This is a genomic window from Pseudomonas sp. G3-39, from assembly GCF_054790485.1.
On the sequence record NZ_CP186497.1, the window covers coordinates 3,797,390 to 3,821,763 of the forward strand.

27 protein-coding genes and 1 tRNA gene are annotated in these 24,374 nt (G+C 57.8%); 6 read left to right on the top strand and 22 right to left on the bottom strand.

Going from position 1 to position 24,374, the window contains the following annotated elements; translation table 11 throughout:
• Nucleotides 1–3: 3 nt before the first annotated feature.
• On the bottom strand, nucleotides 4–1,551 hold the full coding sequence (locus ACOYXG_RS16795; protein ID WP_460352903.1) for an RNA-binding protein: 1,548 nt from the start codon (nucleotides 1,549–1,551) through the stop codon (nucleotides 4–6).
• Nucleotides 1,552–1,755: 204 nt separating this feature from the next.
• Here ACOYXG_RS16795 and rtcR point away from each other — a divergent pair, with 204 nt between their 5' ends.
• Complete coding sequence (gene rtcR / locus ACOYXG_RS16800; protein WP_460352905.1) at nucleotides 1,756–3,363, top strand: RNA repair transcriptional activator RtcR; 1,608 nt, start codon at nucleotides 1,756–1,758, stop codon at nucleotides 3,361–3,363.
• A gap of 351 nt (nucleotides 3,364–3,714) precedes the next feature.
• Nucleotides 3,715–3,975: a hypothetical protein gene (locus ACOYXG_RS16805; protein ID WP_027611570.1), complete on the top strand. Its 261-nt coding sequence runs from the start codon at nucleotides 3,715–3,717 to the stop codon at nucleotides 3,973–3,975.
• A gap of 30 nt (nucleotides 3,976–4,005) precedes the next feature.
• On the opposite strand, the gene ACOYXG_RS16810 is transcribed toward ACOYXG_RS16805, so the two are convergent.
• The 11 genes from ACOYXG_RS16810 to thrS form a co-directional block, all read right to left on the bottom strand.
• The gene (locus ACOYXG_RS16810) at nucleotides 4,006–4,428 is read right to left on the bottom strand and encodes an RDD family protein (protein ID WP_097088693.1); all 423 of its coding nucleotides are present in this window, start codon (nucleotides 4,426–4,428) and stop codon (nucleotides 4,006–4,008) included.
• A gap of 193 nt (nucleotides 4,429–4,621) precedes the next feature.
• Nucleotides 4,622–5,284 (bottom strand): DUF2625 family protein, encoded by a 663-nt coding sequence (locus ACOYXG_RS16815; protein WP_460352908.1) that lies wholly within the window; start codon nucleotides 5,282–5,284, stop codon nucleotides 4,622–4,624.
• Nucleotides 5,285–5,374: 90 nt separating this feature from the next.
• Nucleotides 5,375–5,451 (bottom strand) — tRNA-Pro (locus ACOYXG_RS16820).
• Nucleotides 5,452–5,539: 88 nt separating this feature from the next.
• Complete coding sequence (locus ACOYXG_RS16825) at nucleotides 5,540–5,896, bottom strand: MerR family transcriptional regulator (RefSeq protein ID WP_003179985.1); 357 nt, start codon at nucleotides 5,894–5,896, stop codon at nucleotides 5,540–5,542.
• Entirely contained in the window at nucleotides 5,877–6,179 is a 303-nt protein-coding gene (ihfA, locus tag ACOYXG_RS16830) for an integration host factor subunit alpha (protein WP_002553164.1), read from the bottom strand. The genes ACOYXG_RS16825 and ihfA overlap by 20 nt, the downstream gene beginning before the upstream one ends.
• Before the next feature lie 3 nt (nucleotides 6,180–6,182).
• Entirely contained in the window at nucleotides 6,183–8,561 is a 2,379-nt protein-coding gene (gene pheT, locus ACOYXG_RS16835; RefSeq protein WP_460352910.1) for a phenylalanine--tRNA ligase subunit beta, read from the bottom strand.
• Nucleotides 8,562–8,587: 26 nt separating this feature from the next.
• Nucleotides 8,588–9,604 carry a phenylalanine--tRNA ligase subunit alpha gene (gene pheS, locus ACOYXG_RS16840; RefSeq protein WP_047597387.1) on the bottom strand — a complete coding sequence of 339 codons (1,017 nt, stop codon included), beginning with the start codon at nucleotides 9,602–9,604 and terminating at the stop codon, nucleotides 8,588–8,590.
• A gap of 109 nt (nucleotides 9,605–9,713) precedes the next feature.
• Nucleotides 9,714–10,070, bottom strand: coding sequence for a 50S ribosomal protein L20 (gene rplT / locus ACOYXG_RS16845; RefSeq protein WP_002553161.1), 357 nt, complete (start codon nucleotides 10,068–10,070; stop codon nucleotides 9,714–9,716).
• A gap of 28 nt (nucleotides 10,071–10,098) precedes the next feature.
• The gene (gene rpmI, locus ACOYXG_RS16850) at nucleotides 10,099–10,293 is read right to left on the bottom strand and encodes a 50S ribosomal protein L35 (RefSeq protein WP_002553160.1); all 195 of its coding nucleotides are present in this window, start codon (nucleotides 10,291–10,293) and stop codon (nucleotides 10,099–10,101) included.
• A 60-nt stretch (nucleotides 10,294–10,353) separates the two neighbouring features.
• Nucleotides 10,354–10,905 (bottom strand): translation initiation factor IF-3, encoded by a 552-nt coding sequence (infC, locus tag ACOYXG_RS16855; protein WP_170929410.1) that lies wholly within the window; start codon nucleotides 10,903–10,905, stop codon nucleotides 10,354–10,356.
• The gene (gene thrS, locus ACOYXG_RS16860; protein ID WP_007961251.1) at nucleotides 10,905–12,827 is read right to left on the bottom strand and encodes a threonine--tRNA ligase; all 1,923 of its coding nucleotides are present in this window, start codon (nucleotides 12,825–12,827) and stop codon (nucleotides 10,905–10,907) included. The genes infC and thrS overlap by 1 nt, the downstream gene beginning before the upstream one ends.
• A 382-nt stretch (nucleotides 12,828–13,209) precedes the next feature.
• Between thrS and ACOYXG_RS16865 the strand changes: the two genes are divergently transcribed.
• Both ACOYXG_RS16865 and ACOYXG_RS16870 read left to right on the top strand, forming a co-directional pair.
• Complete coding sequence (locus tag ACOYXG_RS16865) at nucleotides 13,210–13,509, top strand: hypothetical protein (RefSeq protein WP_003226370.1); 300 nt, start codon at nucleotides 13,210–13,212, stop codon at nucleotides 13,507–13,509.
• Nucleotides 13,510–13,801: 292 nt separating this feature from the next.
• Nucleotides 13,802–14,014, top strand: a complete 213-nt coding sequence (locus tag ACOYXG_RS16870; protein ID WP_003179963.1) for a cold-shock protein — start codon at nucleotides 13,802–13,804, stop codon at nucleotides 14,012–14,014.
• A gap of 72 nt (nucleotides 14,015–14,086) precedes the next feature.
• Here the strand turns inward: ACOYXG_RS16870 and ACOYXG_RS16875 are convergent, their stop codons facing one another.
• A complete protein-coding gene (locus tag ACOYXG_RS16875) occupies nucleotides 14,087–14,404 on the bottom strand; it encodes an I78 family peptidase inhibitor (RefSeq protein WP_007961248.1) in 318 nt (105 codons plus the stop codon).
• Between the two features lie 168 nt (nucleotides 14,405–14,572).
• Complete coding sequence (locus tag ACOYXG_RS16880) at nucleotides 14,573–14,878, bottom strand: hypothetical protein (protein ID WP_103367625.1); 306 nt, start codon at nucleotides 14,876–14,878, stop codon at nucleotides 14,573–14,575.
• 132 nt (nucleotides 14,879–15,010) lie between these two features.
• On the opposite strand from ACOYXG_RS16880, the gene ACOYXG_RS16885 reads away from it, so the two are divergent.
• Nucleotides 15,011–15,223 carry a hypothetical protein gene (locus ACOYXG_RS16885; RefSeq protein ID WP_460352914.1) on the top strand — a complete coding sequence of 71 codons (213 nt, stop codon included), beginning with the start codon at nucleotides 15,011–15,013 and terminating at the stop codon, nucleotides 15,221–15,223.
• A gap of 33 nt (nucleotides 15,224–15,256) precedes the next feature.
• Here the strand turns inward: ACOYXG_RS16885 and ACOYXG_RS16890 are convergent, their stop codons facing one another.
• The 8 genes from ACOYXG_RS16890 to ACOYXG_RS16925 form a co-directional block, all read right to left on the bottom strand.
• On the bottom strand, nucleotides 15,257–16,285 hold the full coding sequence (locus ACOYXG_RS16890; protein WP_096796176.1) for a nucleoside hydrolase: 1,029 nt from the start codon (nucleotides 16,283–16,285) through the stop codon (nucleotides 15,257–15,259).
• A 44-nt stretch (nucleotides 16,286–16,329) separates the two neighbouring features.
• On the bottom strand, nucleotides 16,330–16,734 hold the full coding sequence (gene rbsD / locus ACOYXG_RS16895; protein WP_027611553.1) for a D-ribose pyranase: 405 nt from the start codon (nucleotides 16,732–16,734) through the stop codon (nucleotides 16,330–16,332).
• Nucleotides 16,731–17,648, bottom strand: a complete 918-nt coding sequence (gene rbsK / locus ACOYXG_RS16900; RefSeq protein WP_096796175.1) for a ribokinase — start codon at nucleotides 17,646–17,648, stop codon at nucleotides 16,731–16,733. Before rbsK ends, rbsD begins: the two co-directional genes overlap by 4 nt.
• Nucleotides 17,649–17,672: 24 nt before the next feature.
• The gene (locus ACOYXG_RS16905; protein WP_115989378.1) at nucleotides 17,673–18,692 is read right to left on the bottom strand and encodes a LacI family DNA-binding transcriptional regulator; all 1,020 of its coding nucleotides are present in this window, start codon (nucleotides 18,690–18,692) and stop codon (nucleotides 17,673–17,675) included.
• 3 nt (nucleotides 18,693–18,695) lie between these two features.
• Nucleotides 18,696–19,673 (bottom strand): ABC transporter permease, encoded by a 978-nt coding sequence (locus ACOYXG_RS16910; RefSeq protein WP_007961238.1) that lies wholly within the window; start codon nucleotides 19,671–19,673, stop codon nucleotides 18,696–18,698.
• Nucleotides 19,670–21,223: a sugar ABC transporter ATP-binding protein gene (locus ACOYXG_RS16915; RefSeq protein WP_027611550.1), complete on the bottom strand. Its 1,554-nt coding sequence runs from the start codon at nucleotides 21,221–21,223 to the stop codon at nucleotides 19,670–19,672. The genes ACOYXG_RS16910 and ACOYXG_RS16915 overlap by 4 nt, the downstream gene beginning before the upstream one ends.
• A 57-nt stretch (nucleotides 21,224–21,280) precedes the next feature.
• Nucleotides 21,281–22,237 carry a sugar ABC transporter substrate-binding protein gene (locus tag ACOYXG_RS16920; RefSeq protein ID WP_003226388.1) on the bottom strand — a complete coding sequence of 319 codons (957 nt, stop codon included), beginning with the start codon at nucleotides 22,235–22,237 and terminating at the stop codon, nucleotides 21,281–21,283.
• 202 nt (nucleotides 22,238–22,439) lie between these two features.
• Complete coding sequence (locus tag ACOYXG_RS16925) at nucleotides 22,440–22,895, bottom strand: hypothetical protein (RefSeq protein ID WP_460352919.1); 456 nt, start codon at nucleotides 22,893–22,895, stop codon at nucleotides 22,440–22,442.
• Nucleotides 22,896–23,243: 348 nt separating this feature from the next.
• Between ACOYXG_RS16925 and ACOYXG_RS16930 the strand changes: the two genes are divergently transcribed.
• Nucleotides 23,244–24,332, top strand: coding sequence for an asparaginase (locus tag ACOYXG_RS16930; RefSeq protein ID WP_027611548.1), 1,089 nt, complete (start codon nucleotides 23,244–23,246; stop codon nucleotides 24,330–24,332).
• Nucleotides 24,333–24,374 lie beyond the last annotated feature (42 nt).

Sequence of the window (24,374 nt, forward strand, 5' to 3'; positions counted from 1 at the left end):
AATTCATTGCATCTTCTCGATCGCTTCGACCCAGTGCTGGGCACCGTAACGACCGCTGGTGAACTGCTCGACCACATCGAACACCGCATCGCTGAAACCGCCGACATTCAGAATGTCGTCGCGGTCGGCTGCCTGCGTTGCATAACCCGGCTGGATATCGATGCACACCAGCCGTGCCTGCGGGTTGATCCGCTTGATGCGCTCCCACTGGAGCATGGTCTCACTGGCACCACGGCGCCGCGTGTCGATCCAGGACTCGTTGTCCGATACCAGAATCAACGTATCGACCCTGGCCTTGCTGTCCGCCAGTTTCTTCAATGGCGCCGAGCAGTTGGTGCCGCCGCCAAAGGCCGCGGCCAGTTTCTCCGCATTGCTGATCACGCTGTCCCGTGGGTTGAGCTTGATATCCACCACCGTCACTTCGAACGGCATCACCCGCGCCGCCGGCTGTTTGCGCAACACCGCCGCCGCGACCAGTGCCGCCACATCAATGCAACGCACTGCGGTGGTTGCACCCTGACGATAACCGGTCGCCGGGCTGCCCATTGAACCCGATACGTCCGGGCAAACCACCACCGCGCCTTCCAGCTTCGGCACGTTGGCCAGCGACAACTCAAGTGCATCCTGCAACGCCTCGCGGATCTGCAGCGGTACGTTATCGCCAACCATCCGGTAGGCCGCCAGCAACTGGTACGGATAAACCCGCGCCTTGGCCACTTCTTGCGGATCTGCAAGTCGCGCGGCCACGTACTCGACGCAACCCGGAACCTCGAACGCGCCATGCCGCGCCAGGGTGTTGAGGTTGATGCGCAACCCCTGCCAGCCCATGTTGCAAGCCTGCGCCGCCCATTGCTCTTTGCTCAGAATTTCGTTGCCGAGCAGTTGAAACGGTACCGCGGGGACTTCGCGACTCGCACCGCTGCGAAATGCCAGCAAATCACGGGTCAACTCGGGCAATGCCTGCACATCCACCGGTTTGCCGATCAGCCAGGCGAAGAACGCTTCGCGCCAGGCCTCAGCCGGCTTGGGGTGAACCATCTTCACCACGTCCGCCAGCGATGGCTGGTTGCCAATCGACGCTTGTAGCAGTTGACGTTCGGTCGCGCCGTTCAGCCAGTTCTGCACCAGACGTTTGGGTTGCGAACCAAGGGATTTGCGCCCGGTGGCGCCACTGCGCAGGATCTGCACGTAGTTGCGCAACATCTTGCCGCTGTCGATCACTTGTTCAAACACCTCAGGTACCAACGCCGAACGGTTCGCCGTCAACGCCGCGAGCAACAACGCCGGCATGTCTTTCATGTGGCCCTTATGGCGAGCGTAGACAGCAGCCTTCGCCACGAAACGGCTGTCGAGTTCAGCCACCAGCTTCAATACTTGATCCAGTTGACTCTCTGCACTGGCGTAAAACGTCTGGTTCAGGCAACCGGTGACCGCCAGCTGGGCCAGTTGATGCTTCGGCGTGTGGGCATATGCCGAGGCGCCGGAGGCATTCAAAGTGTCGCAGGCTGGCAGCTGTTTCGATTGCGTGTTGAAGAGTTTGACGTTGGCCATCGTGGCGTCTCGCTGTGTTGTCCTGTTCGTTGCGATAGGTATTGCAGCGGCTGTGCCAGTTTTTGAGAGGCGCAAAATTTATTTTTTATCTTATTGATTTATATAGTTTTTTTATTTTTTATCGATTTCTTTGGGCTGAACCGAAGACAAACCCAGTGTGAGAAACCTATCATTTGATATCGTCATTTATCTTTTGAGATAGCCATGCCCAACAAACGCACCGTCGCCATCGGTTTTATCGGCGCCACCCTGGACCGCGTTGGCAAAGGCGCCAATCGCTGGAGCCACTGGCGACCGAGCGTTGGCCTGTGCCAGCAACCGGACGTGTTGATCCATCGTCTGGAACTGATTCACGGTATCGACGCGCGCGACATCAGCCTCGCTGAACGGGTTCGCGCCGATATCCAGCAGGTCTCGCCGGAAACCGAGGTACACCTGCACCCCATGGCACTGCGCAATCCGTGGGATTTCGAAGAGGTCTACGGCGCACTGCATGACTTCACGACGGCCTACAGCTTCGATACCGAGCACGAGGACTATCTGGTTCACATCACCACCGGCACCCACGTCGCGCAGATTTGCTGGTTCCTGCTGACCGAAGCACGCTATCTGCCGGCGCGCCTGATCCAGACCTCCCCCGCCCGACGCAAAAGCGAAGATGAACAAGCCACCGGCACTCACGCGCTGATCGACCTCGACCTGTCGCGTTATGACCGCATTGCCTCGCGTTTCGCCAACAAACGCCTCGAGGGCCTGGAGTTCTTGAAGTCCGGCATCGCCACCCGTAACGCGGCGTTCAACCGCTCCATCGAACAGATTGAACGCGTGGCCGTGCGCTCCAAGGCGCCCATGCTGCTGATCGGTCCGACCGGCGCCGGCAAATCGTTTCTCGCCCGACGCATCTATGAACTCAAACGCAGCCGCCATCAAATGCAGGGCCGGTTTGTTGAGGTGAACTGCGCCACCCTGCGGGGCGACGGTGCGATGTCGGCTCTGTTCGGTCACGTCAAAGGCGCATTCACCGGAGCGCAGAACGCCCGCGACGGCCTGCTACGGGCAGCGGACGGCGGCATGTTGTTTCTCGATGAAATCGGTGAGCTGGGCGCGGACGAACAGGCGATGCTGCTCAAGGCTATCGAAGAAAAGCGCTTCTTTCCGCTTGGCTCCGACAAGGAGGTCGACAGCGACTTCCTGATCATCGCCGGCACTCACCGCGATCTGCGCAGCCGCGTTGCCGAAGGCCTGTTCCGCGAGGATCTGTACGCACGCATCAACCTCTGGACATTTGATTTGCCCGGCCTGGCCGGCCGCCGCGAAGACATCGAGCCCAACATCGATTTCGAGCTCGAACGTCACGCTCGCGATCACGGCCAACTGGTGCGCTTCAACCTCGAAGCGCGGCGGCGCTACCTCGCCTTCGCCAGCTCTCGCGAAGCGGCATGGCTGGGCAACTTTCGCGAACTGTCAGCGTCGATTACCCGGATGGCCACGCTGGCGGACAGCGGACGAATTGATGAGGCGCAAGTGCAGGAAGAAATCGATCGACTGCGTTATGCGTGGGGACTGGCGCAACCGGACGGCGTGTCGGATGACCTCCCGGGAGACGCCGATAGCCTCGACCTGTTTGATCGACTGCAATTGAAAGCGGTGCTTGAAGTATGTCAGCAAGCGGACAGCCTGTCGGATGCCGGACGCAGACTGTTCGGCGTATCGCGCCAGGCCAAGGCGCAGCCGAATGATGCAGATCGCTTGAGAAAATACCTGAGCCGCTTCGGGATTGAATGGGCCGACTTGCAAGGCCGCAAAATATAGCGCCCTCGACTGAGGCACACAGCTTGCACGAAAGCAGATGCACTCATAAGCTCGACATTCATTGCCGGCCACCCGAAAAATAATGCCCCATGAGAGCCACTACAACTTGAGCGAGCTTTTTGATTTCCTGGCAGCACTCGTCGCTTACGATGACTTCAGATCAAGGCGGCGCAGTAATCGTGTGTTTTCGCGCCGCTTTGTCGCGGTCATGTTTGTGGTCGGCTTGGTAGAAATCCTTCTACTTTCACATTGGGCCGGGTATCTGTGACTTTACCGCTCGTCCAACGGCCAGCACCTTAGGCCTGTTCATGCCTCCAAAGAGTTACCCACATCGCGCGGAAGACTCAGATCATGAACAAGTCGATTGCAACCCTGACGCTTGCAAGCCTGCTGTTGACTGGCTCGCTCTTCACGCAGACCAGTTCGGCAGCAACACCGACGGCCTCCTCCGGCACAAATCAGGCGCAAAGCTCAGAGTCCAACGAGGAAAAGGCCAATAAAAAAGGCGAAGAAGCGTCAGGCTCAAACTCCGGCGCCGAACCGCAAGAAACGCAGAAGGACGCCGCAACCTCCAGTGACTCGGAGGATATTCAGCAAGATTCGAAACCTTAACACTTGGGCGACTGCCGTCGCCCACTTGACTCACCTGACACGAATCACAATTGTTGACGCAAGCATGTCGCCCAGGCGTTTGCGCGAGCCAAAGAAAATGAAAATCCAGTCGAGGATGTTCAGAAACGGCGTTGTGATATTGCGTATGAACGATTGATACAGATTGCAGTTCAAGTAGCTACGCTCATCAATCACCGACATCCCCAGCAGCTTTTTACCCAGGCTTTGCCCGTTGGGCATTGCGTCGGAAAACAGGTAATACGCCACACCCGTACCAAGAGCCAGGACAGCCACCACATTTGGCGGCAAACCAATAAACTCCGCCAGCCGTCCTACGAAGAGGATCAAAAAGTAGGTGATCAACGTATCGATGATCTGCCCACCCCAGCGACGGCCCAGCCCTGCGAGATTTTTCGGCTTTTGATATTCACTGCTGGTATTGCTGATGTCCATGCGCCTTCGCTCGATCGGAATTTAGATGACTAAGTATCGGCACCCGATCGCCAATATTTAGTGGCGCTTCAGAGGCGAGCGCACTGACAGTACGGTCTATCAAACCCCGCAATACTGCTGCACATGGCTCGGCTCACTGAAGGTAAAGAAGTAGAAGGAAATCAGCCCTGACAGGCAGAGTATTAACCCGACATCAGAGTAACTGCGCAGAACCTTTGCCGAGCTTGCGTGCCAACTCGACATTCATTTCGAACTGTTCGCTAACATCAATCGCCGTACGGCGACTCTTTTCGACTGAGCCTTCCCGAGTCCAGAGAAATGGGAAAAACGAAAAGCACTGATCCGCTTCCAGCGCCTGCAGGTCGCGAATCCAGCCGTTCCAGCGCAAACCGTCGTAGAAGGTCGCAAGCCGATCGCTCAACGCCCAACCAAGGAAGTCGGTGTAAGCAATGTGCAATGGCTCCCACAAGAGCGTGTCAGGCGCCCAGTAATACATCGCCCCAACTTCTTCACCCAAACCACCGCCATTGAGAGCAAAAAAACCTCCAGCGGCATCGTCGGCGACCAACATATAAGCATCAGCACGGCCGCCATTCCAATCCAGAAGATTTCGCGGTAATTGCAGATGCCCGGAGCCGAGCTCACGTAACCAGCCGTGATCAATCAACAGCCCACCCGTTTCGAAGGCGATCGCACCTAAAGTCGATTTAGTCGTGAGCTGAAGACCTGAAAGAACTCTGCCATTTTCGGTGGAGGGAGGGAGTAACTGATAGTTGAGTACGGCTTCCCCCAGCATTTTTTCAATGATGGGCAGCGCCGGATCCCGCTTGTCTATCAAGTGATCCAAATTTTTCATCCAGCGACCTTTTTTTGCGCGAGCTTTGCGCAGGCACAAAAAAGCCGATCTAGATGATCGGCTTAAGTGTCTGATTTTACTCAGGAATAATGGTCGGGACGGAGTGATTCGAACACTCGACCCCTAGCACCCCATGCTAGTGCGCTACCGGACTGCGCTACGCCCCGACTGGTTTGAAACCCGCCCCTCGTCTCGAAGAGCGCTCAAGAATATATCGCAAGCTTTTGAAAACTGGAAGTATTCAAACGCAGCTTTTTATTTCTTGAGCACCACCAGTACATCTTCAAGCTCAGCGATCATCTGGCGGATCATTTGCTTGTACTGGGTGGTGTCGTCTTTGGCTTCATCACCGGACAGACGCAAGCGTGCGCCGCCGATGGTGAATCCCTGATCGTAAAGGAGCGCGCGGATCTGCCGGATCATCAGCACATCCTGGCGCTGATAATACCGGCGGTTTCCGCGGCGTTTGACGGGGTTGAGTTGAGGAAACTCCTGCTCCCAGTAGCGCAGCACGTGTGGCTTTACCGCACACAGCTCGCTGACTTCACCAATGGTGAAGTAGCGTTTGCCCGGGATGACGGGTAGTTCGTCGTTATGACTTGGTTCCAGCATAAGCCTCAACTCGGGCCTTCAACTTCTGCCCTGGACGAAAGGTGACCACACGGCGAGCCGTGATCGGGATTTCTTCCCCCGTTTTCGGGTTGCGGCCAGGCCGCTGGCGTTTGTCCCGAAGGTCGAAATTGCCGAAACCGGACAATTTGACCTGCTCGTTGTCTTCAAGAGCGTGCCTGATTTCCTCGAAAAACAGTTCAACCAATTCCTTGGCTTCCCGCTTGTTCAGGCCCAGCTCTTCATACAGACGTTCCGCCATCTCAGCTTTCGTCAAAGCCCCCATACGTCACTTCCTTAACGTGGCGTTCAACCTTTGTTCGAGCGAGGTGAGGATATTTTGCGTCGTCGAATTCACCTCATCGTCATTAAGAGTGCGCGATGGATGCTGCCAGGTCAAGCCAACTGCAAGGCTTTTTCTATCAGGATCAATACCTTTACCCTGATACACGTCAAACAGCCTGAGATCCGTGAGCCATTCGCCTGCATTTTCACGAATTACGTCCAATACAGCCGAGGCCGCGACGTCTTTGTGTGCGATCAGTGCAAGGTCACGACGCACTTCAGGAAAACGCGACAACTCGTGGAATTGCGGCATTTTTCCGGAAGCGACTTCAGCCAGAACCAGCTCGAAGACGAAGACCGGACGATCCAGGCCCAGGGCTTTGGACAGCTCGGGGTGAATCGCACCGATAAAGCCGACTTCACGCCCGTCCCGTTCGATGCGCGCGGTTTGACCCGGGTGCAGCGCCGGGTGTTTACCCGGAGTGAAAGTGAAGGTATCCAGTGCACCGGCAAAGCCCAACACCGCTTCAACATCAGCCTTCACGTCGAAGAAATCGACGGTGTCGCGACCCTGCGCCCAACCTTCCGGCAGACGGCTGCCGCAAACAACACCCGACAGCATCGGTTCTTGCTTCAGACCTTCCAGCTGACCGACGAAGCGCAGACCGCTTTCGAACAGACGCACGCGATCCTGCTGGCGGTTCAGGTTGTGCTGCAACGCCTTGACCAGGCCCGGCCACAGCGAGGAACGCATGGCAGCCATATCATTGGAAATCGGGTTGGCCAGCAACAGCGGCTCAACGCCCGGGTTGAACAGTTCGAACTGTTTCGGATCGATGAAGCTGTAAGTGATCGCTTCTTGATAACCACGGGCTACCAGCAGACGACGCAGCTCAGGCAATTCGCTGCGTGCTTCAGCCTTCGCTTGCGGCGCCAGACGCGCTTGCGGGTAACGAACCGGCAGACGGTTATAGCCGTACAGACGCGCCAGCTCTTCGATCAGATCGACTTCCAGACTGATGTCGAAGCGGTGACTTGGCACTTCTACGCGCCACTGCCCTGCGCCGTCAGCGGAAATCTTCAGACCCAAGGCGCTGAGCAGACGCTCGACCTGCGCCGAATCCATTTCCATCCCCAGCATCTGGGTGATGCGCTGCGCACGCAGGGTGATCGGCGCGATCGACGGCAGGTGCTGTTCAATGACGGTCTCGATGATCGGGCCGGCTTCACCACCGGTAATTTCCAGCAGCAGGCCAGTGGCGCGCTCCATGGCTTCACGGGCCAGTTGCCAGTCCACGCCACGCTCGTAACGGTGCGAGGCGTCGGTGTGCAGGCCGTAGGAACGAGCCTTGCCCGCCACAGCGATCTGATCGAAGAAGGCACTTTCCAGGAAAACGTCGCGAGTGGTTGCGGACACACCGCTGTGCTCGCCACCCATTACGCCGGCAATCGCCAGAGCGCGGGTGTGGTCGGCAATCACCAGGGTATCGCTACGCAGGCTGACTTCCTGACCGTCGAGCAAAACCAGCTTCTCACCCTCTTCCGCCATACGCACGCGGATGCCGCCATTGATTTCGGCGAGATCGAAAGCGTGCAGTGGCTGACCCAGCTCAAGCATCACGTAGTTGGTGATGTCGACGGCAGCGTCGATGCTGCGCACATCGGCGCGGCGCAGACGTTCAACCATCCACAGCGGGGTTGGTTTGGACAGATCAACGTTACGGATGACACGACCCAGGTAACGCGGGCAGGCGGCAGGCGCCAGCACTTCTACCGGACGCACTTCATCGTGCACAGCCGGAATGGTCATGACCACCGGGCGAGTGACCGGCGTGTCGTACAGCGCACCCACTTCACGGGCCAGACCGGCCAGCGACAGGCAGTCGCCACGGTTCGGGGTCAGGTCGACCTCGATGCTGGCATCTTCCAGATCCAGGTACACACGGAAATCTTCGCCCACCGGCGCATCGGCCGGCAGTTCCATCAGACCGTCGTTGCCTTCACCGACCTGCAGCTCGGCTTGCGAGCACAGCATGCCGTTGGACTCGACGCCACGCAGCTTGGCCTTCTTGATCTTGAAGTCGCCCGGCAGTTCGGCACCGATCATGGCGAACGGAATCTTCAGGCCCGGACGCACGTTTGGCGCACCGCACACGACCTGGAAGGTTTCCGCGCCATTGCTGACCTGGCACACACGCAACTTGTCGGCATCAGGGTGCTGCTCGGTGCTCAGCACCTCGCCCACGACCACGCCGCTGAATACACCGGCGGCCGGGGTCACGCTATCGACCTCCAGACCCGCCATCGACAGACGAGCAACCAGCTCGTCGCGACTTACCTGCGGGCTAACCCAGCCACGCAGCCATTGTTCACTGAATTTCATCCTGCTCTCCTAAGAATTCGTTACGACTAGCGAAATTGCGCGAGGAACCGCAAGTCGTTGTCGAAGAACAGACGCAAGTCGTTCACGCCGTAACGGAGCATTGCCAGACGCTCGACACCCATGCCGAAGGCAAAACCGGAGAACTCTTCCGGATCGATGCCGGACATGCGCAGCACGTTCGGGTGCACCATGCCGCAGCCCATGACTTCCAGCCAGCCGGTCTGCTTGCAGACGCGGCAGCCTTTACCGCTGCACATCACGCATTCCATGTCGACTTCAGCGGATGGCTCGGTGAACGGGAAGTACGAAGGACGGAAACGGACGGCCAGCTCTTTTTCGAAGAACACCCGCAGGAATTCTTCGATGGTGCCTTTGAGGTCGGCGAAATTGATGTCGCGATCGACCAGCAGGCCTTCGACCTGGTGGAACATCGGCGAGTGGGTGATATCGGAGTCGCTGCGATACACACGGCCTGGGCAGACGATGCGGATCGGCGGCTGCCTGGACTCCATGGTGCGGACCTGTACCGGCGAGGTATGGGTGCGCAGCAACATGTTCGCATTGAAATAGAAGGTGTCATGCATCGACCGGGCCGGGTGATGGCCTGGAATGTTGAGCGCTTCGAAGTTGTGATAGTCGTCTTCGACCTCAGGGCCTTCGGCGATGCCGTAGCCGATGCGGGTGAAGAACTGCTCGACTCGTTCCAGAGTCCGGGTCACCGGATGCAGACCACCGGAGGTCTGGCCACGGCCCGGCAACGTCACGTCAATGGATTCGGCAGACAGTTTGGCAGCCAGTTCGGCTTCTTCAAACAGAGCCATGCGCGCATTGAGAACGCCTGTAACACGCTCCTTGGCAACGTTGATCAGGGCGCCGACTTGCGGACGCTCTTCTGCCGGCAAATTCCCCAGGGTCTTCATCACCTGAGTCAATTCACCCTTTTTGCCAAGGTATTGAACCCGGATTTGCTCCAGGGCATTGATATCTTCAGCGCTTTGCACAGCCTCTAGTGCTTGAGAGACCAGCGCATCCAGGTTTTCCATGTACAGACTCCAGATACAAAATAGGGGAAGAGCTTGAAGGCTCTTCCCCTATTTATGACGTTTAACACCTGGCCCCACAGAGGTGAGGCCGGGTGACTGTCGGGGGTACTTAAGCCAAGGTGGCTTTAGCTTTCTCGACAATCGCAGCAAACGCCGCTTTTTCGTTCACTGCCAGATCAGCCAGAACCTTACGGTCGATCTCGATGGACGCTTTTTTCAGGCCAGCGATGAAACGGCTGTAGGACAGACCGTTAACACGAGCACCAGCGTTGATACGAGCGATCCACAGAGCGCGGAACTGACGTTTTTTCTGACGACGGTCACGGTAGGCGTATTGGCCTGCCTTGATTACCGCTTGCTTGGCAACACGGAATACGCGGGAGCGTGCGCCGTAGTAGCCTTTAGCAAGTTTCAGAATTTTTTTGTGACGCTTACGGGCAATGACGCCACGCTTTACACGAGCCATGAGTTACTTCCTCTATTCTTGACTAAAATTAACGAAGGCGCAGCATGCGCTCGACTTTTGCCACGTCAGACGGATGCAGCAAGCTGCTACCGCGCAGTTGACGCTTACGCTTGGTCGACATTTTGGTCAGGATGTGGCTCTTGAAAGCGTGTTTGTGCTTGATACCGTTAGCAGTTTTCAGAAACCGCTTAGCAGCACCACTTTTGGTTTTCATTTTTGGCATGTTCGGATACTCCGCATTCAGTTGATAAACATAATCAGAAGGCCTGCCGTGCCCTGTTGATTACTTCTTCTTTTTCGGGGCGATGACCATGATCAGCTGGCGTCCTTCCATCTTAGGATGCTGTTCGACCGAACCGTACTCGAGCAGGTCAGCTTCAACCCGCTTGAGGAGTTCCATCCCCAGCTCCTGGTGGGCCATCTCACGGCCGCGGAATCGCAAGGATACCTTGGCCCTGTCCCCGTCACTCAGGAAACGTACCAGGTTGCGCAGTTTTACCTGGTAATCCCCTTCCTCCGTCCCTGGACGAAACTTGATTTCTTTTACCTGAATCTGCTTCTGGTTTTTCTTCGCTGCTGCAATCTGCTTCTTCTTCTCGAAGATCGATTTGCCGTAGTCCATCACCCGGCAAACCGGTGGGACTGCGTCAGCAGAGATTTCTACCAGATCAAGCTTTGCTTCTTCAGCAATACGAAGCGCTTCATCAATCGAGACGATGCCAATCTGCTCGCCATCAGCGCCAATTAACCGAACCTCGCGTGCCGAGATATTCTCGTTGATCGGGGCTTTCGGTGCAGCTCGTTTATCTTGTCTCATTTCACGCTTAATAATAATTACTCCGAATCTGGGCGACCACGCCGGGAAACCGCTTGCGCGAGAAACTCAGCGAACTGGGCGACGGGCATCGAGCCCAGGTCAGCACCTTCACGAGTACGCACAGCGACAGTCTGCATCTCGACTTCCTTATCTCCGATAACCAAAAGATAGGGAACCTTGAGCAAAGTATGCTCGCGGATTTTAAAGCCGATCTTTTCATTTCTCAAGTCGGACTTGGCACGAAATCCGCTTTCGTTGAGAGTTTTTTCAACCTGAGCAACGAAATCTGCCTGTTTATCAGTGATATTCATGATCACTGCCTGGGTTGGCGCGAGCCACGCAGGGAATGCACCTTCGTAATGCTCGATCAGAATCCCGACGAAACGCTCGAACGAACCGAGGATCGCCCGGTGCAGCATCACTGGGTGTTTGCGGCTGTTGTCTTCGGAGACGTATTCGGCGCCCAGACGGACAGGCAGGTTGAAATCGAGCTGCAAGGTACCACACTGCCAGACGCGACCGAGGCAATCTTTCAGCGAGAACTCGATTTTCGGACCGTAGAACGCACCTTCACCCGGCTGCAGATCATACGGCAGACCCGCAGAATCAAGGGCCGCCGCCAGTGCCGCTTCGGCGCGATCCCACAGTTCGTCGGAACCCACGCGCTTTTCCGGACGAGTGGACAGTTTCATCTCGACGTCGGTGAAGCCGAAATCGCGGTAAACGTCCATGGTCAGCTTGATGAACGCCGCGGATTCGGCCTGCATCTGCTCTTCGGTGCAGAAAATGTGAGCGTCGTCCTGAGTGAACGCACGCACACGCATGATGCCGTGCAACGCACCTGATGGCTCGTTACGGTGGCAGGCACCGAACTCGGCCAGACGCATCGGCAGCTCGCGGTAGCTCTTCAGGCCCTGGTTGAACACCTGCACGTGGCATGGGCAGTTCATCGGCTTGATGGCGTAGTCGCGGCTTTCCGACTCGGTGGTGAACATGTTGTCGGCGTAGTTGGCCCAGTGCCCGGATTTCTCCCAGAGGCTGCGGTCGACCACTTGCGGGGTCTTGATCTCCAGGTAGCCGTTGTCACGCTGCACCTTGCGCATGTACTGCTCGAGCACTTGATACAGAGTCCAGCCGTTCGGGTGCCAGAACACCATGCCCGGCGCTTCTTCCTGTGTGTGGAACAGGCCCAGGCGCTTGCCGATCTTGCGGTGATCGCGCTTTTCCGCTTCTTCGATGCGCTGGATGTAAGCCGCCAGCTGCTTCTTGTCAGCCCAGGCTGTGCCGTAAACGCGCTGCAATTGCTCGTTCTTGGCATCGCCGCGCCAGTAGGCGCCGGACAACTTGGTCAGCTTGAAGGATTTCAGAAAACGCGTGTTCGGCACGTGCGGGCCGCGGCACATGTCGACGTATTCTTCGTGGTAGTACAGGCCCATGGCCTGCTCGTTCGGCATGTCTTCAACCAGACGCAGCTTGTAGTCTTCGCCGCGGGCCTTGAACACTTCAATCACTTCGGCGCGCGGAGTGACTTTCTTGATGACGTCGTAATCTTTGTCGATCAGCTGATGCATGCGCTGTTCGATGGCGGCCATGTCGTCCGGCGTAAAAGGACGCTCGAAGGCGATGTCGTAATAGAAGCCTTCGTCGATAACCGGGCCGATGACCATTTTCGCAGTCGGGTACAGCTGCTTGACCGCGTGGCCAACCAGGTGCGCACAAGAGTGGCGAATGATCTCCAGCCCCTCTTCATCCTTTGGCGTGATGATTTGCAGCGTCGCGTCGCTGTCGATGATGTCGCAGGCGTCGACCAGCTTGCCGTTGACCTTGCCGGCCACAGTGGCCTTGGCCAGACCGGCACCAATGGATGCGGCGACCTCGGCTACGGAAACCGGGTGATCGAATGAACGTTGACTGCCGTCGGGAAGAGTAATAGTTGGCATGGCGCCTCCTCTCCTAGTGGTGACCCCTACCAAAGGTCACGTGGGTTGGGATGAGCCAGTACAAGATCCGATCCAGGCCATTCAATGACGAACGCCTGCCTTACAGCGGCAGGAGCCTTGCGGCCAACCGGAAAACCGAACCAGAGTGACTGGGATTCAAATCAGAATTTTTCGCACGCTGACCGCTGCCGGGGCTGAAGGCCAACCGGAGCCTGAGAACGCTTGAGCCCGGCATGCTAGCACAGATGAGCGGTCATCGACGTCATCGAATTGAGGTGTTGCTGATTTGCGCATTTTTGCGGCGCGAAGTGAACTTGGGATATACGCTTTGCCTCAAATAGGCTGAGAATCGTCGCCGATATCAACCCAAGGAGTTTCCGACATGCGCCTCATCCGACTTTTTGCTTTCGCGGCCCCGCTGGCCCTGCTGCTGCCGCTGAGCGCCAACGCGGCCTGGCCTGCCGGCGTCAAAGCCCAATACATGAACGACTGCACCGCCGCAGCCAGCAAGAGCGTCAATCCGGCCGAAGCCAATAAACATTGCGCTTGCGGTGCCGACGTTCTGGAAAAGAAATTCACCACGCAAGAGATCGCGCAACTGATGGACAAGAACACCCCGCCAAGTGGTGAACTGGGTCAGCGCGCACTGAAAGAAATCTCGGTTTGCCGCGTGCAGAAATAAGCGCTGACGAATGTTTTTTCGGGCGTCCAGCAGGTTGAAAACCGCCAAAAAGACCCCGAAATCGATAATTTACGCAGGTTTTATAGCTTTTTTTACACCCTCTTCACTCGCCTGAAAGCCACTGAAACCGGGGCTTGCAGACATTTCAGAGGTTGAAATCGATGCAATATGAAAGCAAACAGCACGTCCGGGGGGCTACCAAAGCGAACATTTCGACTATGATACTCCGGTGTGCCCAGTTGGCCTGAGCAGCACAGTACTACTGAAAATATATGTTTCTTGGAGATACACCATGTCTAATCGCCAAACCGGCACCGTTAAATGGTTCAACGATGAAAAAGGCTTCGGCTTCATCACTCCTCAAGGTGGCGGTGACGACCTGTTCGTACACTTCAAAGCTATCGAATCCGACGGTTTCAAAAGCCTGAAAGAAGGCCAGACCGTCTCTTTCGTGGCTGAGAAAGGCCAAAAGGGTATGCAAGCTGCACAAGTTCGCCCAGAGTAATTTCCTGGCGCACTAAAAAAACCCCGTCCATGTGACGGGGTTTTTTATGCCTGCAACAAAAGCGGTCTGCGATCAGCCGCAGTTGACGCGAGTGACCACCAGGTTGTTGTCGGTGTTCAGATTCAGGCGATCGGAACGGTACTCCAGAGTGATCATGTCGGTTGGCTTGAGGAAGCGGGCGTTTTGCGCGCCAGCCTTGGCACGAGCCTGATCGAGCAGTTCCGGCGAAGCCTTTTTCCCGATGGCAAATTCCGCGGCTTTTGCTTCACAGCGGCTATGACCGGCATCGGTCGCCACAGGATCCTTTGCCGACTCGCTGGAGGTTGTGCTGCAACCGGCCAACATGGCAACGGCCATAAGTGCACCCAGAGACGCGAACTTCAAAGGCATGAAGCCTCCTTCTTTCAAATGGTTAAGCTGAGATCGTGCGACCGCCAATCCGGCGTTTGGTTTCACAGCCGGTGCCATCACCCTGCCCCACGACCCGGAAAAACGCTGAGTCTGCCTGAAGTGCGGGCACCGCATCCTCACGCAATCGTCACCGAATATTAACGACGCTCAATAGACGTCGATGTAATCAAGCGGCGGATTCGGCCAGTTGTCTTTCAGCGCGTTGAAAATCTGCATCACCCAGACTTCATCGCTGGCCGCAACATTGCCGACATAACCCGAGCCCTTGGCCCAGGTCTCCAGGCGAAACAGCAGGCCATCAATATCCTGGCCGCCGGTCACACCGGAAGAGATATAGGCAATCCCACCCTTGGTCACACGCAGTTGCGTGTGCTCATCATCGCTGGCCGACGCCAGCAACTGGCGCACAGCGTCGAGTGTCAGGCCGTCGGGGGTGTTCATATCGATCTGCACAGCACATTCCTTGGATCAGCCGGAAAAGACCAAGTGTCGCATAGCGCCGCGCTCATGCCTAAGTCGCAGTGCCAAACGCCCGCCAAAGTGGTTAACTCGCTTTCAGACATTTCCGACTTTTCGAGCGCACTCATGAACACCGTAAGCATCTCCGCCGACATCAAGGTTCATTGGCCGAAGGGGCACAGCTCGTACAGCCCGGGCAGTGCGGAGGAGTTGGCATTGATCAGCATCGATCTGCTGGTCAAGACGATGGGAACCCAGGGCGCACAAACGTTTATCGCCCAAGTGTTCGAGCGGTACCAGCATGACGACGAGAGCACGCAGGACACCGAGAGAAAATAAAAACCCGCAGGCTGGCACCTGCGGGTCACAGCCTTACTTCAAGCGCTTCAGACGCTCGGTCAGCAGATCGAAGAAGCCTTGAGCATCCCCATTTTCCACCCAGAACGCGTTCTTCGGCGCCTTCAGACCGTCATACCAGTCAACGATGGTCTGGCCAAAAGTCGGACCTTCGCGACTATCCACCACAACGTTCACCGAACGACCGGTGAACAGCTCAGGCTTGAGCAGGTAAGCGATAACGGTAGCGTCGTGCACCGGACCGCCCGGGATGCCGTAGTGCTCCATGTCACCCTTGATGTACTCGTTGAGGATGTCGCCAACAATCTTGCTTGCGTTGTTGTTCAGTGCAGCGATCTGTTTCAGGCGTGCATCACTGGTGAGGATCTTGTGGGTCACGTCCAGCGGCAGGTAGGTCAGTTTCACGCCGCTCTTGAGTACCACTTCCGCCGCTTGCGGGTCGGCGAACAGGTTGAATTCGGCCACCGGGGTGATGTTGCCGCCATTGAAGTGCGCACCGCCCATGATCACCACTTCCTTGATGCCATTGACGATCTCCGGCTCCTGGATCAGCGCCAGCGCCAGATTGGTTTGCGGGCCAAGCATGGCGATGGTGATGCTGTGCGGCTTGGCTTTTTTCAGGGTGTCGATGAGGTAGTTGACCGCATTGCCTTCGGCCAGGCCTTTTTTCGGCTCATGCACGGTGACACCCGACAGGCCTTCCTTGCCATGGATGTTCTCGGCGTAGATCGGCGTACGCATCAGCGGTTTCGGCGCACCGGCATACACCGGAACGTCTTCGCGCCCTGCCCATTCGCGAGCCAGGCGCGCGTTGCGCGATGTCTTGTCGAGGCGCACGTTGCCAGCCACGGTGGTCAGTGCACGAATGTTCAGTTCATCCGGCGAAGCCAGGGCGAACAGCAAAGCGACCACGTCGTCGGCGCCAGGGTCGGTGTCGATGATCAGGTCGATCTTTTCAGCAGCCTGAGCGCCGGTGGCGGTAATAAAAGACAAAAGCAGCAGACTCCGAAGCAATTGGTGGAGTTTTTGAGCATAGCGGTGCATGGCGCATTCCTTGTGCTGATGAAAATGAAAGGGTCGGAACCCGATTAGAACGTTACCCCGGCCACCAGCACGATGTTGCAGTACGGCTGACATTCGCCTGTACGAACAATCGCCCGCGCCTGTCGGCTGAGAACCTTGAATTGCTCATGCGTCAGCAGATCGCGCCGACCGAGGGCGCCCTCTTCCTGCAACTCGTCCAGCGCGACCAGGGCGGTCGGCTGCTTGTCGAGAATTTCGTTGGCCAGCACATGGCTTTCCACCTGCATCTCGCTGAGCACGACTTTCAGGGTACTGACAAAATCCGGAACGCCGTGGGTCAGCGCCAGATCAATCAATTCAACACCCGGTGGCACCGGCAGTCCGGCGTCACCGATGACCACCATGTCACCATGGCCCAGGGAGGCGATCAGCCGCGACAACGCGACGTTGAGCAGAGGAGTCTTTTTCATGCGGGTTTGAACGCCTGTACGTCGGACATGGTTGGAATGGAAGGTTGTGCGCCGGCCCGGGTCACAGATAGCGCTGCCGCGACTTGCCCGTACCGGATCGCCTCGGCCTCGGATTTGCCACTGGCCAGCGCCGCGGCAAACCCGCCGACGAAGGTATCGCCGGCGGCGGTGGTATCGACAGCCTTCACTTTCGGCGCCGGGAAATGCTCGAAACCTTTGCCATTGGCAAACAGTGAACCTTGCGCACCGAGGGTAATGATGACCTTGCCCGCGCCCATTGCGATCAACTGGTTGGCAGCGCTTTCTGCGCTTTGCAGCGAATCGACCGGCAACCCGCTCAACGCGGATGCTTCACTTTCGTTGGGGATCAGGTAGTCGATGGCGGCAAACCAGTCTGCCGGTAGCGGACGACTGGCCGGCGCCGGATTGAGGATCACCGTCTTGCCCAACGCACGTGCACGCTTGAGCGCATGCCCTACCGTTGCATCCGGGATCTCGAGCTGGCAGATAATCACGTCGGCCGCTTGCAGCACCGCATCAAAACGGTCGATCACTGCCGGGGTCATTGCACCGTTGGCGCCAGCAACGATCACGATGGCGTTCTGACTGTTGTCATCGACCACGATCAGCGCCACGCCACTGGAATCTTCGACCGTGCTCACCGCCTGACAATCGATCTGCTCGGCCAGCAATGCCTCACGCAATTGCACGCCGTAGTCATCGTTGCCAACACAGCCGACCATTGCCACCCGCGCACCCAGGCGCGCAGCAGCGACTGCCTGATTGGCGCCCTTGCCGCCAGACACGGTGGCAAAGGAATGACCGATCAGCGTTTCACCGCCCTTGGGCAGCCGTGGCGCCCGGGTGACCAGATCCATGTTCAGGCTGCCTATTACCACTACATTTGCTGGCATACATCACTACTCGTCAATTCGGTTTCAGCGGTACTCGGTGAATACGCCGGACAGCGACGCAGTCGATTCGCGCAAGACAATACTCGGGGTCACGATCCGTTGATCGGTGACCAGACTCGGGGTAGCAATCCTTCGCAGCAACACTTCGGCAGCCATCTCGCCCAACTGCAGGATTGACTGGCCGACCGTGGTCAGCGCCGGGTACACGTAGCGACTCATCTGGATATCGTCGAAACCGATCACCGACAGCTCGCTCGGTACGCGCACATTGCGCTCGGCCGCCGCGCGCAGCACACCGATCCCGATCATGTCGTTACCGGCGAAGATCGCACTCGGCGGATTGCTTTCAAGCAGGATCGCCGCCGCGTTGTAACCGCCAGTGCTGGTGAAATCGCTTTCCAGCATGCGCTCGGCCCGCACCTTGATGCCCGCCTCCTGCAGCGCCCGACAAAAACCCGCCTGACGCATTTGCGCCACGCTGGTGCTCGACGGACCACCGATGGTGGCGATATCGCGATGGCCCAGCTCCAGCAGATGCCGCGTCGCCAGATAAGCGCCATATTCATGGTCGATACGCACCAGGTCGGCGTCGACGCCATCCAGCCCGCGGTCGACGATGACCATCGGCGTTTTCACCCCGGCCAGCCCTTGCGCGAGCCCGATGTCGCCACCGGCGGAGGCGACGATCAGGCCGTCAATGCGCTTCTCCAGCAGCACGCGCAAATAGCTGCGCTGTTTTTCCGGGTTGTCGTCAGAATTGCACAGGATCACGCAGTAGCCGTTACGCTCGCAGTAATCCTCGATGCCCCGTGCCAACTCGGCAAAATACGGGTTGAGGCTGTTGGGCACCAATAAGCCAATGGTCGCAGTGGTCTTGGCTTTCAGCGAACGCGCCACCGCACTCGGCACATAGTCGAGGCTTTTGATGGCCGCCTCGACCTTCAACCGCACTTCCTGGCTGACCGGGCGCGTCTTGTTCACCACGTGAGAAACCGTGGTGTAGGAAATCCCCGCGAGCGCCGCCACATCCTTGATCGTTGCCATCTGTTAGCCCCGTCGACTGGCGCGCTGGCTGCGATAGGTATCGAGCACTACCGCGATGACAATCACCGCGCCGGTGATGATGCGTTTGGTTGGCTCGGTCGCGCCGATCTGCGCCAGACCGGCGGCCAGTACCGAAATGATCAACACACCGAAAAAGGTGCTGATCACCGAACCACGGCCACCCATCAGACTGGTGCCACCGATCACCACGGCGGCGATCACTTGCAATTCGAGACCGGAGCCGGCATTCGGGTCTGCAGCTTCCAGACGGGAAATCTGGAACAGTGCGGCAATCCCGGCCAGCAGCCCCATCAGGCTGAACACCAGAATCTTGTACGGTTTTGGATTGATCCCGGCCAGCCGCACCGCTTCTTCGTTGGTGCCGATACCGATCAGGTAACGACCAAACACGGTGCGGGTCAGCACAGCTTGCGCAATGAATATCACCAGCAAGGCAATGATGAACGACGGCGAAATGCCGAACGCGATCGGGTTCGACAGCCAGGCAAACGAATCACCGATGTAGGCGGTGCGCGAACCGGTCATCTGGTACGCCAGGCCACGGGCCATTTCCAGCACACCGAGCGAAACGATGAACGACGGAATGCGCCACGCCACGGTGATCGAACCGGTCACCGTACCCGCCAGTGCCGCTACCGCCATACCGAGCAACGCGGCCGGCAACACGCTCCAGCCCCAGCCGAGAATCGCCACGCTGACTGTCGAAGCGGCAAGTGCCAGCACCGAACCGACCGACAGGTCGATGCCGCCGATGATCAGTACAAAGGTCATGCCCACCGCCAGCACCATCAGATCGGGAATCTGGTTGGCCAGCGTGCTGAAAGTGTCATAGGACAGAAAGTGGCTGCTCATCATCGAGAACAGCGCCACCATCGCCAACAAGGCCCCGGCCAGGCCCAGATAGGTGCCCAGACCGTAGAAATTGCCACTACGTTTGCCGGCGGAAGATGCAGTTTTCATGGGAGATCCCTAGGCGCCGCTTCATTGAGCAACGCATCACGTTTTTGGTAGCCGGCGAACGCGGCGGCAAGCAAATCATCCTGGGTCCAGCTGTCGCGCTCGAAGGTATCGATCAAACGCCCTGCCGACAGCACACCGATCCGGTCGCAGATCAGCATCAGCTCGCGCAGGTCACTGGACACCACCACCAGCGCCTTGCCCTGACGCGTCAACTCGCCCAGCAAGGCGTAGATATCGAACTTGGCACCGACATCGATGCCGCGGGTCGGCTCGTCGAACAACAGCACCGAGCAATCGCGCTCCAGCCAGCGGCCGATCACCACTTTCTGCTGGTTGCCGCCAGACAATTCCGACACCAACTGAGTTGGGCTGGAACTGCGGATGCGCATGGCGTTGATCTGACGCTGCGCCAGGGAAATTTCGTCGCTGGCATTGACGATTCCTGCCCTGGAAATCTCCGGCATGTTGCCCAGGGCGATGTTGGCGCTGATCGACTGACTGAGCAGCAAGCCTTCACCCTTTCGGTCTTCGGTGATCAAGGCAATGCCATGGTTCACCGCATCAACCGGCGAACGCACACTGACCACCTGTGCCGGCGAACCCAGCGCAATCGTGCCGCTGTCGGCCAGATCGGCGCCGAAGATCAGTCGCAGCAATTCGGTGCGCCCTGCCCCGATCAGCCCGGAAATCCCGAAGATCTCGCCGGCACGCACTTCGAAGGATACATCGCGCACCTTGTCGGAGCGGGTCAGGCCCTTGACCGTCAGGGCCGGGGCGCCGATCTTGCGCGGGCCCATGTCGATGTGTTCGCCCAGTTCGCGACCGACCATCAAGGTGACCAGTTGCTCACTGTTGTAGTTGGCCATCGGTTCGACGCAGACCAGATTGCCGTCACGCAGCACGGCAATGCGTTGCGCGACGCGCGCCAGCTCTTCGAGGCGGTGCGAGATATAGATGATGGAGACGCCACGCGCCTGCAAGCGAGTGATCTGCTCGAAGAGCATTTCCACCTCGCGGGCGGTGAGCATCGCAGTCGGTTCATCAAGGATCAGCACATGGCAATCGCCGATCAGGTTGCGTGCGATTTCGACCATCTGTTGATGGCCAATGCCCAGTTCGCCGACCAGGGTGTCCGGGTCAATGGCATCGAGGCCAACCTGCGCCATGGCCTCGATCGCGGCTTTGCGCAATTGCTTGCGACTGATCCAGCCGCCGTTGCTCGGCAGGTTGTCGAGAAACAGGTTTTCCGCCACCGACAGGGTCGGCAGCAGATTGAGTTCTTGCATGACCATGCGCACGCCAAGCTCTTCGGCCTGGGTGCGACTGCCCGGACGGTAGTCCTTGCCCTGGAATTGCATCTGACCGGTGGTGGGCGTAACCAGCCCCCCAATGATCTTCGACAGCGTGCTTTTACCGGCGCCATTCTCACCGGTCAGCGCCAGCACTTCACCGCGCATCAGCGTCAAGTCGATGCCCGTGAGCACCGGTTGCGCATAGGTCTTACCGATACCGCTGACCGAGAGGACAGCGTTCGGGGCGGAAACTGACATAAAAAACTCTCCATGCGCTCGTCCGGACGGACGAGCGCCGTTGTGTCGCCGGAAGACTTACTTAGTGACCAGCTCGACTGGCGTTTCGATCACGCCATTGACGCCGCTGTCGACTTTTTCGCCCTTGAGGATTTTCAGCGCAGTCTCGATACCGAACACGGCCTGCTTGGCAGCGAACTGATCGGCCGTCGCCAGCACACGACCATCCTTGAGCATCGGCTTGATCGCATTGATGTTGTCGTAACCGACCACTTGTACCTTGCCCGCCTTGCCGGCAGCACGCACAGCGGAAACAGCGCCAACGGCCATGCTGTCGTTACCCGCCAGCAGCGCCTTCACATCCGGGTATTCGCTGAGAATCGACGCAGCAACCTTGTTGCCCTTGTCGATCTCCCAGTCACCGGATTGCAAGGAGACAACCTTGATCTGCGCCGCCTCCATCGCATCCTTGAAGCCTGCGGTGCGTTGCTGGGCGTTGGTGGTGGTGGACACGCCTTCGATGATGCCGACCTCGTCACCGGCCTTCAGTTGCTTGGCCAGGTATTCGCCGACCAGACGCGCACCTTTGCGGTTGTCCGGGCCTACGAAAGGCACGCTGATGTTTTTGCTTTTGACGATCTGCGGATCAAGCTGGTTGTCAATGTTGATCACAGTGATGCCGGCATCGACGGCTTTCTTGATCACCGGCACCATGGCTTTGGAATCGGACGGTGCGATAACGAGCGCGTTGACCTTGGCCAGAATCATCTGCTCGACGATACGGGTCTGGCCGGCGGTATCGGTCTCGTCCTTGATGCCGTTGGAGATCAGGTCGAAGTCGGCGGAGTGTTCTTTCTGGTAGGCCTTGGCGCCATCTTCCATGGTCAGGAAGAATTCGTTGGCCAGGGATTTCATGACCAGTGCGACTTTGGGTTTTTCCGGGGACTCGGCGAAAGCCGAAGAGACAGGTAGTGCGGCGGCTGCGGCAGCCAGCATAGCGACAGCAAGAAGACGTCCAGCGAATGGCAGCTTCATGGGTTCACTCCGATCTTATGATTATTGTGAGCAACGCTCGCGCTGGCGTAAGCTTCAGCGCTCTCTTCCGGATAATAGTGCACCGGGGAAGCCGCGCAAACGTTTGCGTAAACCGAACTATGCGAATCCCGCCGACATTTGTCAACAATCAGAAATCGTCGTTGTATTGCGGGGCGCAATCGTCTGATTCACCCCTTACCGCTTAAGCCGTGGTGCTGACCAGGTTGCCGCTGGTGGAATCCTTGGACATTTCCTTGACCAGTGCCGCTGCGACTTCCATCAGCGCGCCGCTAGTTTGCGCGATCTGCCCCTGAACGGACATCACCGCCTGTGACTTGGCCTCGGGCGTCGGATAGCTCGCCGCCTGAGCCGCCGCCAGTCGCTGTTGCTGCTCCTGCAGTTGCTTCTGCAATTCCTGCATGCGCTTGAGCAACATTTTTACGGTCACGCTCAGACTGTCGCCGCTGTCAGCGCTATCCGCCTTGCTGGCTTCTTGCGCGGGACCACCGGTGCGAACTTGATTGCTCGGTTCTTTTTCAACGCCAAGCGCCTCGTCGGCAGCATCTGCTTCCGCCTGGTTCATTGCATTGATTGTCGCTGCGGTTTTACCGCCAATGGTGACTGAGCCGGGATTTGAAAAACCGATCGTCAGTGACATGTGAACTCCCTAAATAAACGTTTCCTTCCACAGCCATCGGCCTGCTGACGGGTTTCTTTAGCGGAAAAACTGAACCGGCAAGCCGTTGCGGTCGCCAGGAGGTGCAGTCCCTTTCGGTGAACCGAACACGAAAGCTTCTTTTGTTCGGAAACCCGGACAAGCCATTCATTCAAGAATCCGCCAACTTACAAAATATTGATATAAATCATCAGGTTAAACATTTCTCTAAAGCAAAGTAGCACTGGTACAGATCCTGCTCCCTAGCCTGCACCCCGGGCATTCAGATCGGCTCGGGGCGCATCTAGATGAACCTGCATCAGCACCGTCTCACTACTAGAGAGAAAAATAATGAAATCTGCTTTCAACACCTTGGTTCCGGGCGCTTTGGCCCTCCTCCTGCTCCTGCCCACCGCCCTTCAGGCAAAAGAAGTCGAAACCCAGACCAAACTCGCCAACGTCGTGGTGCTTGCCACGGGCGGCACCATTGCCGGTGCCGGCGCCAGCGCAGCCAACAGCGCCACCTATCAAGCGGCCAAAGTCGGGATTGAACAACTGATCGCCGGCATCCCCGAACTGAGCAAACTGGCGAACGTGCGTGGCGAACAAGTCATGCAGATCGCTTCGGAAAGCATCACCAACGACAACCTGCTGCAACTGGGTCGCCGCGTATCGGAACTGGCCGACAGCAAAGACGTCGATGGCATCGTCATCACCCACGGCACCGACACCCTGGAAGAAACCGCGTACTTCCTGAATCTGGTGGAAAAAACCGACAAGCCGATCATCGTGGTCGGCTCGATGCGTCCGGGCACCGCCATGTCGGCGGACGGCATGCTCAACCTGTACAACGCCGTCGCCGTCGCCAGCAGCAAAGAAGCGCACGGCAAAGGCGTGCTGGTAACCATGAACGACGAGATCCAGTCCGGTCGCGACGTCAGCAAAATGATCAACATCAAGACCGAGGCGTTCAAAAGCCCTTGGGGTCCACTGGGCATGGTGGTTGAAGGCAAATCCTACTGGTTCCGCTTGCCGGCCAAGCGTCACACCATGGATTCGGAATTCGACATCAAAAACATCAAGAGCCTGCCTGACGTAGAAATCGCCTACTCCTACGGCAACGTCGATGACACCGCTTACAAGGCCCTGGCCCAGGCCGGCGCCAAAGCCATCATCCACGCCGGTACCGGCAACGGTTCGGTGTCCTCCCGCGTTGTGCCATCTCTGCAAGCCCTGCGTAAAGACGGCGTGCAGATCATCCGTTCTTCCCACGTCAACGCCGGTGGTTTCGTTCTGCGTAACGCCGAACAACCTGACGACAAGTACGACTGGGTGGTCGCTCACGACCTGAACCCGCAAAAGGCCCGCATCCTGGCCATGGTCGCCCTGACCAAAACCAACGACAGCAAAGAACTGCAGCGGATGTTCTGGGAATATTGATTGGCCCTCGCCTGACCCTTTCGGGTCGGGCAACCTGCTCAC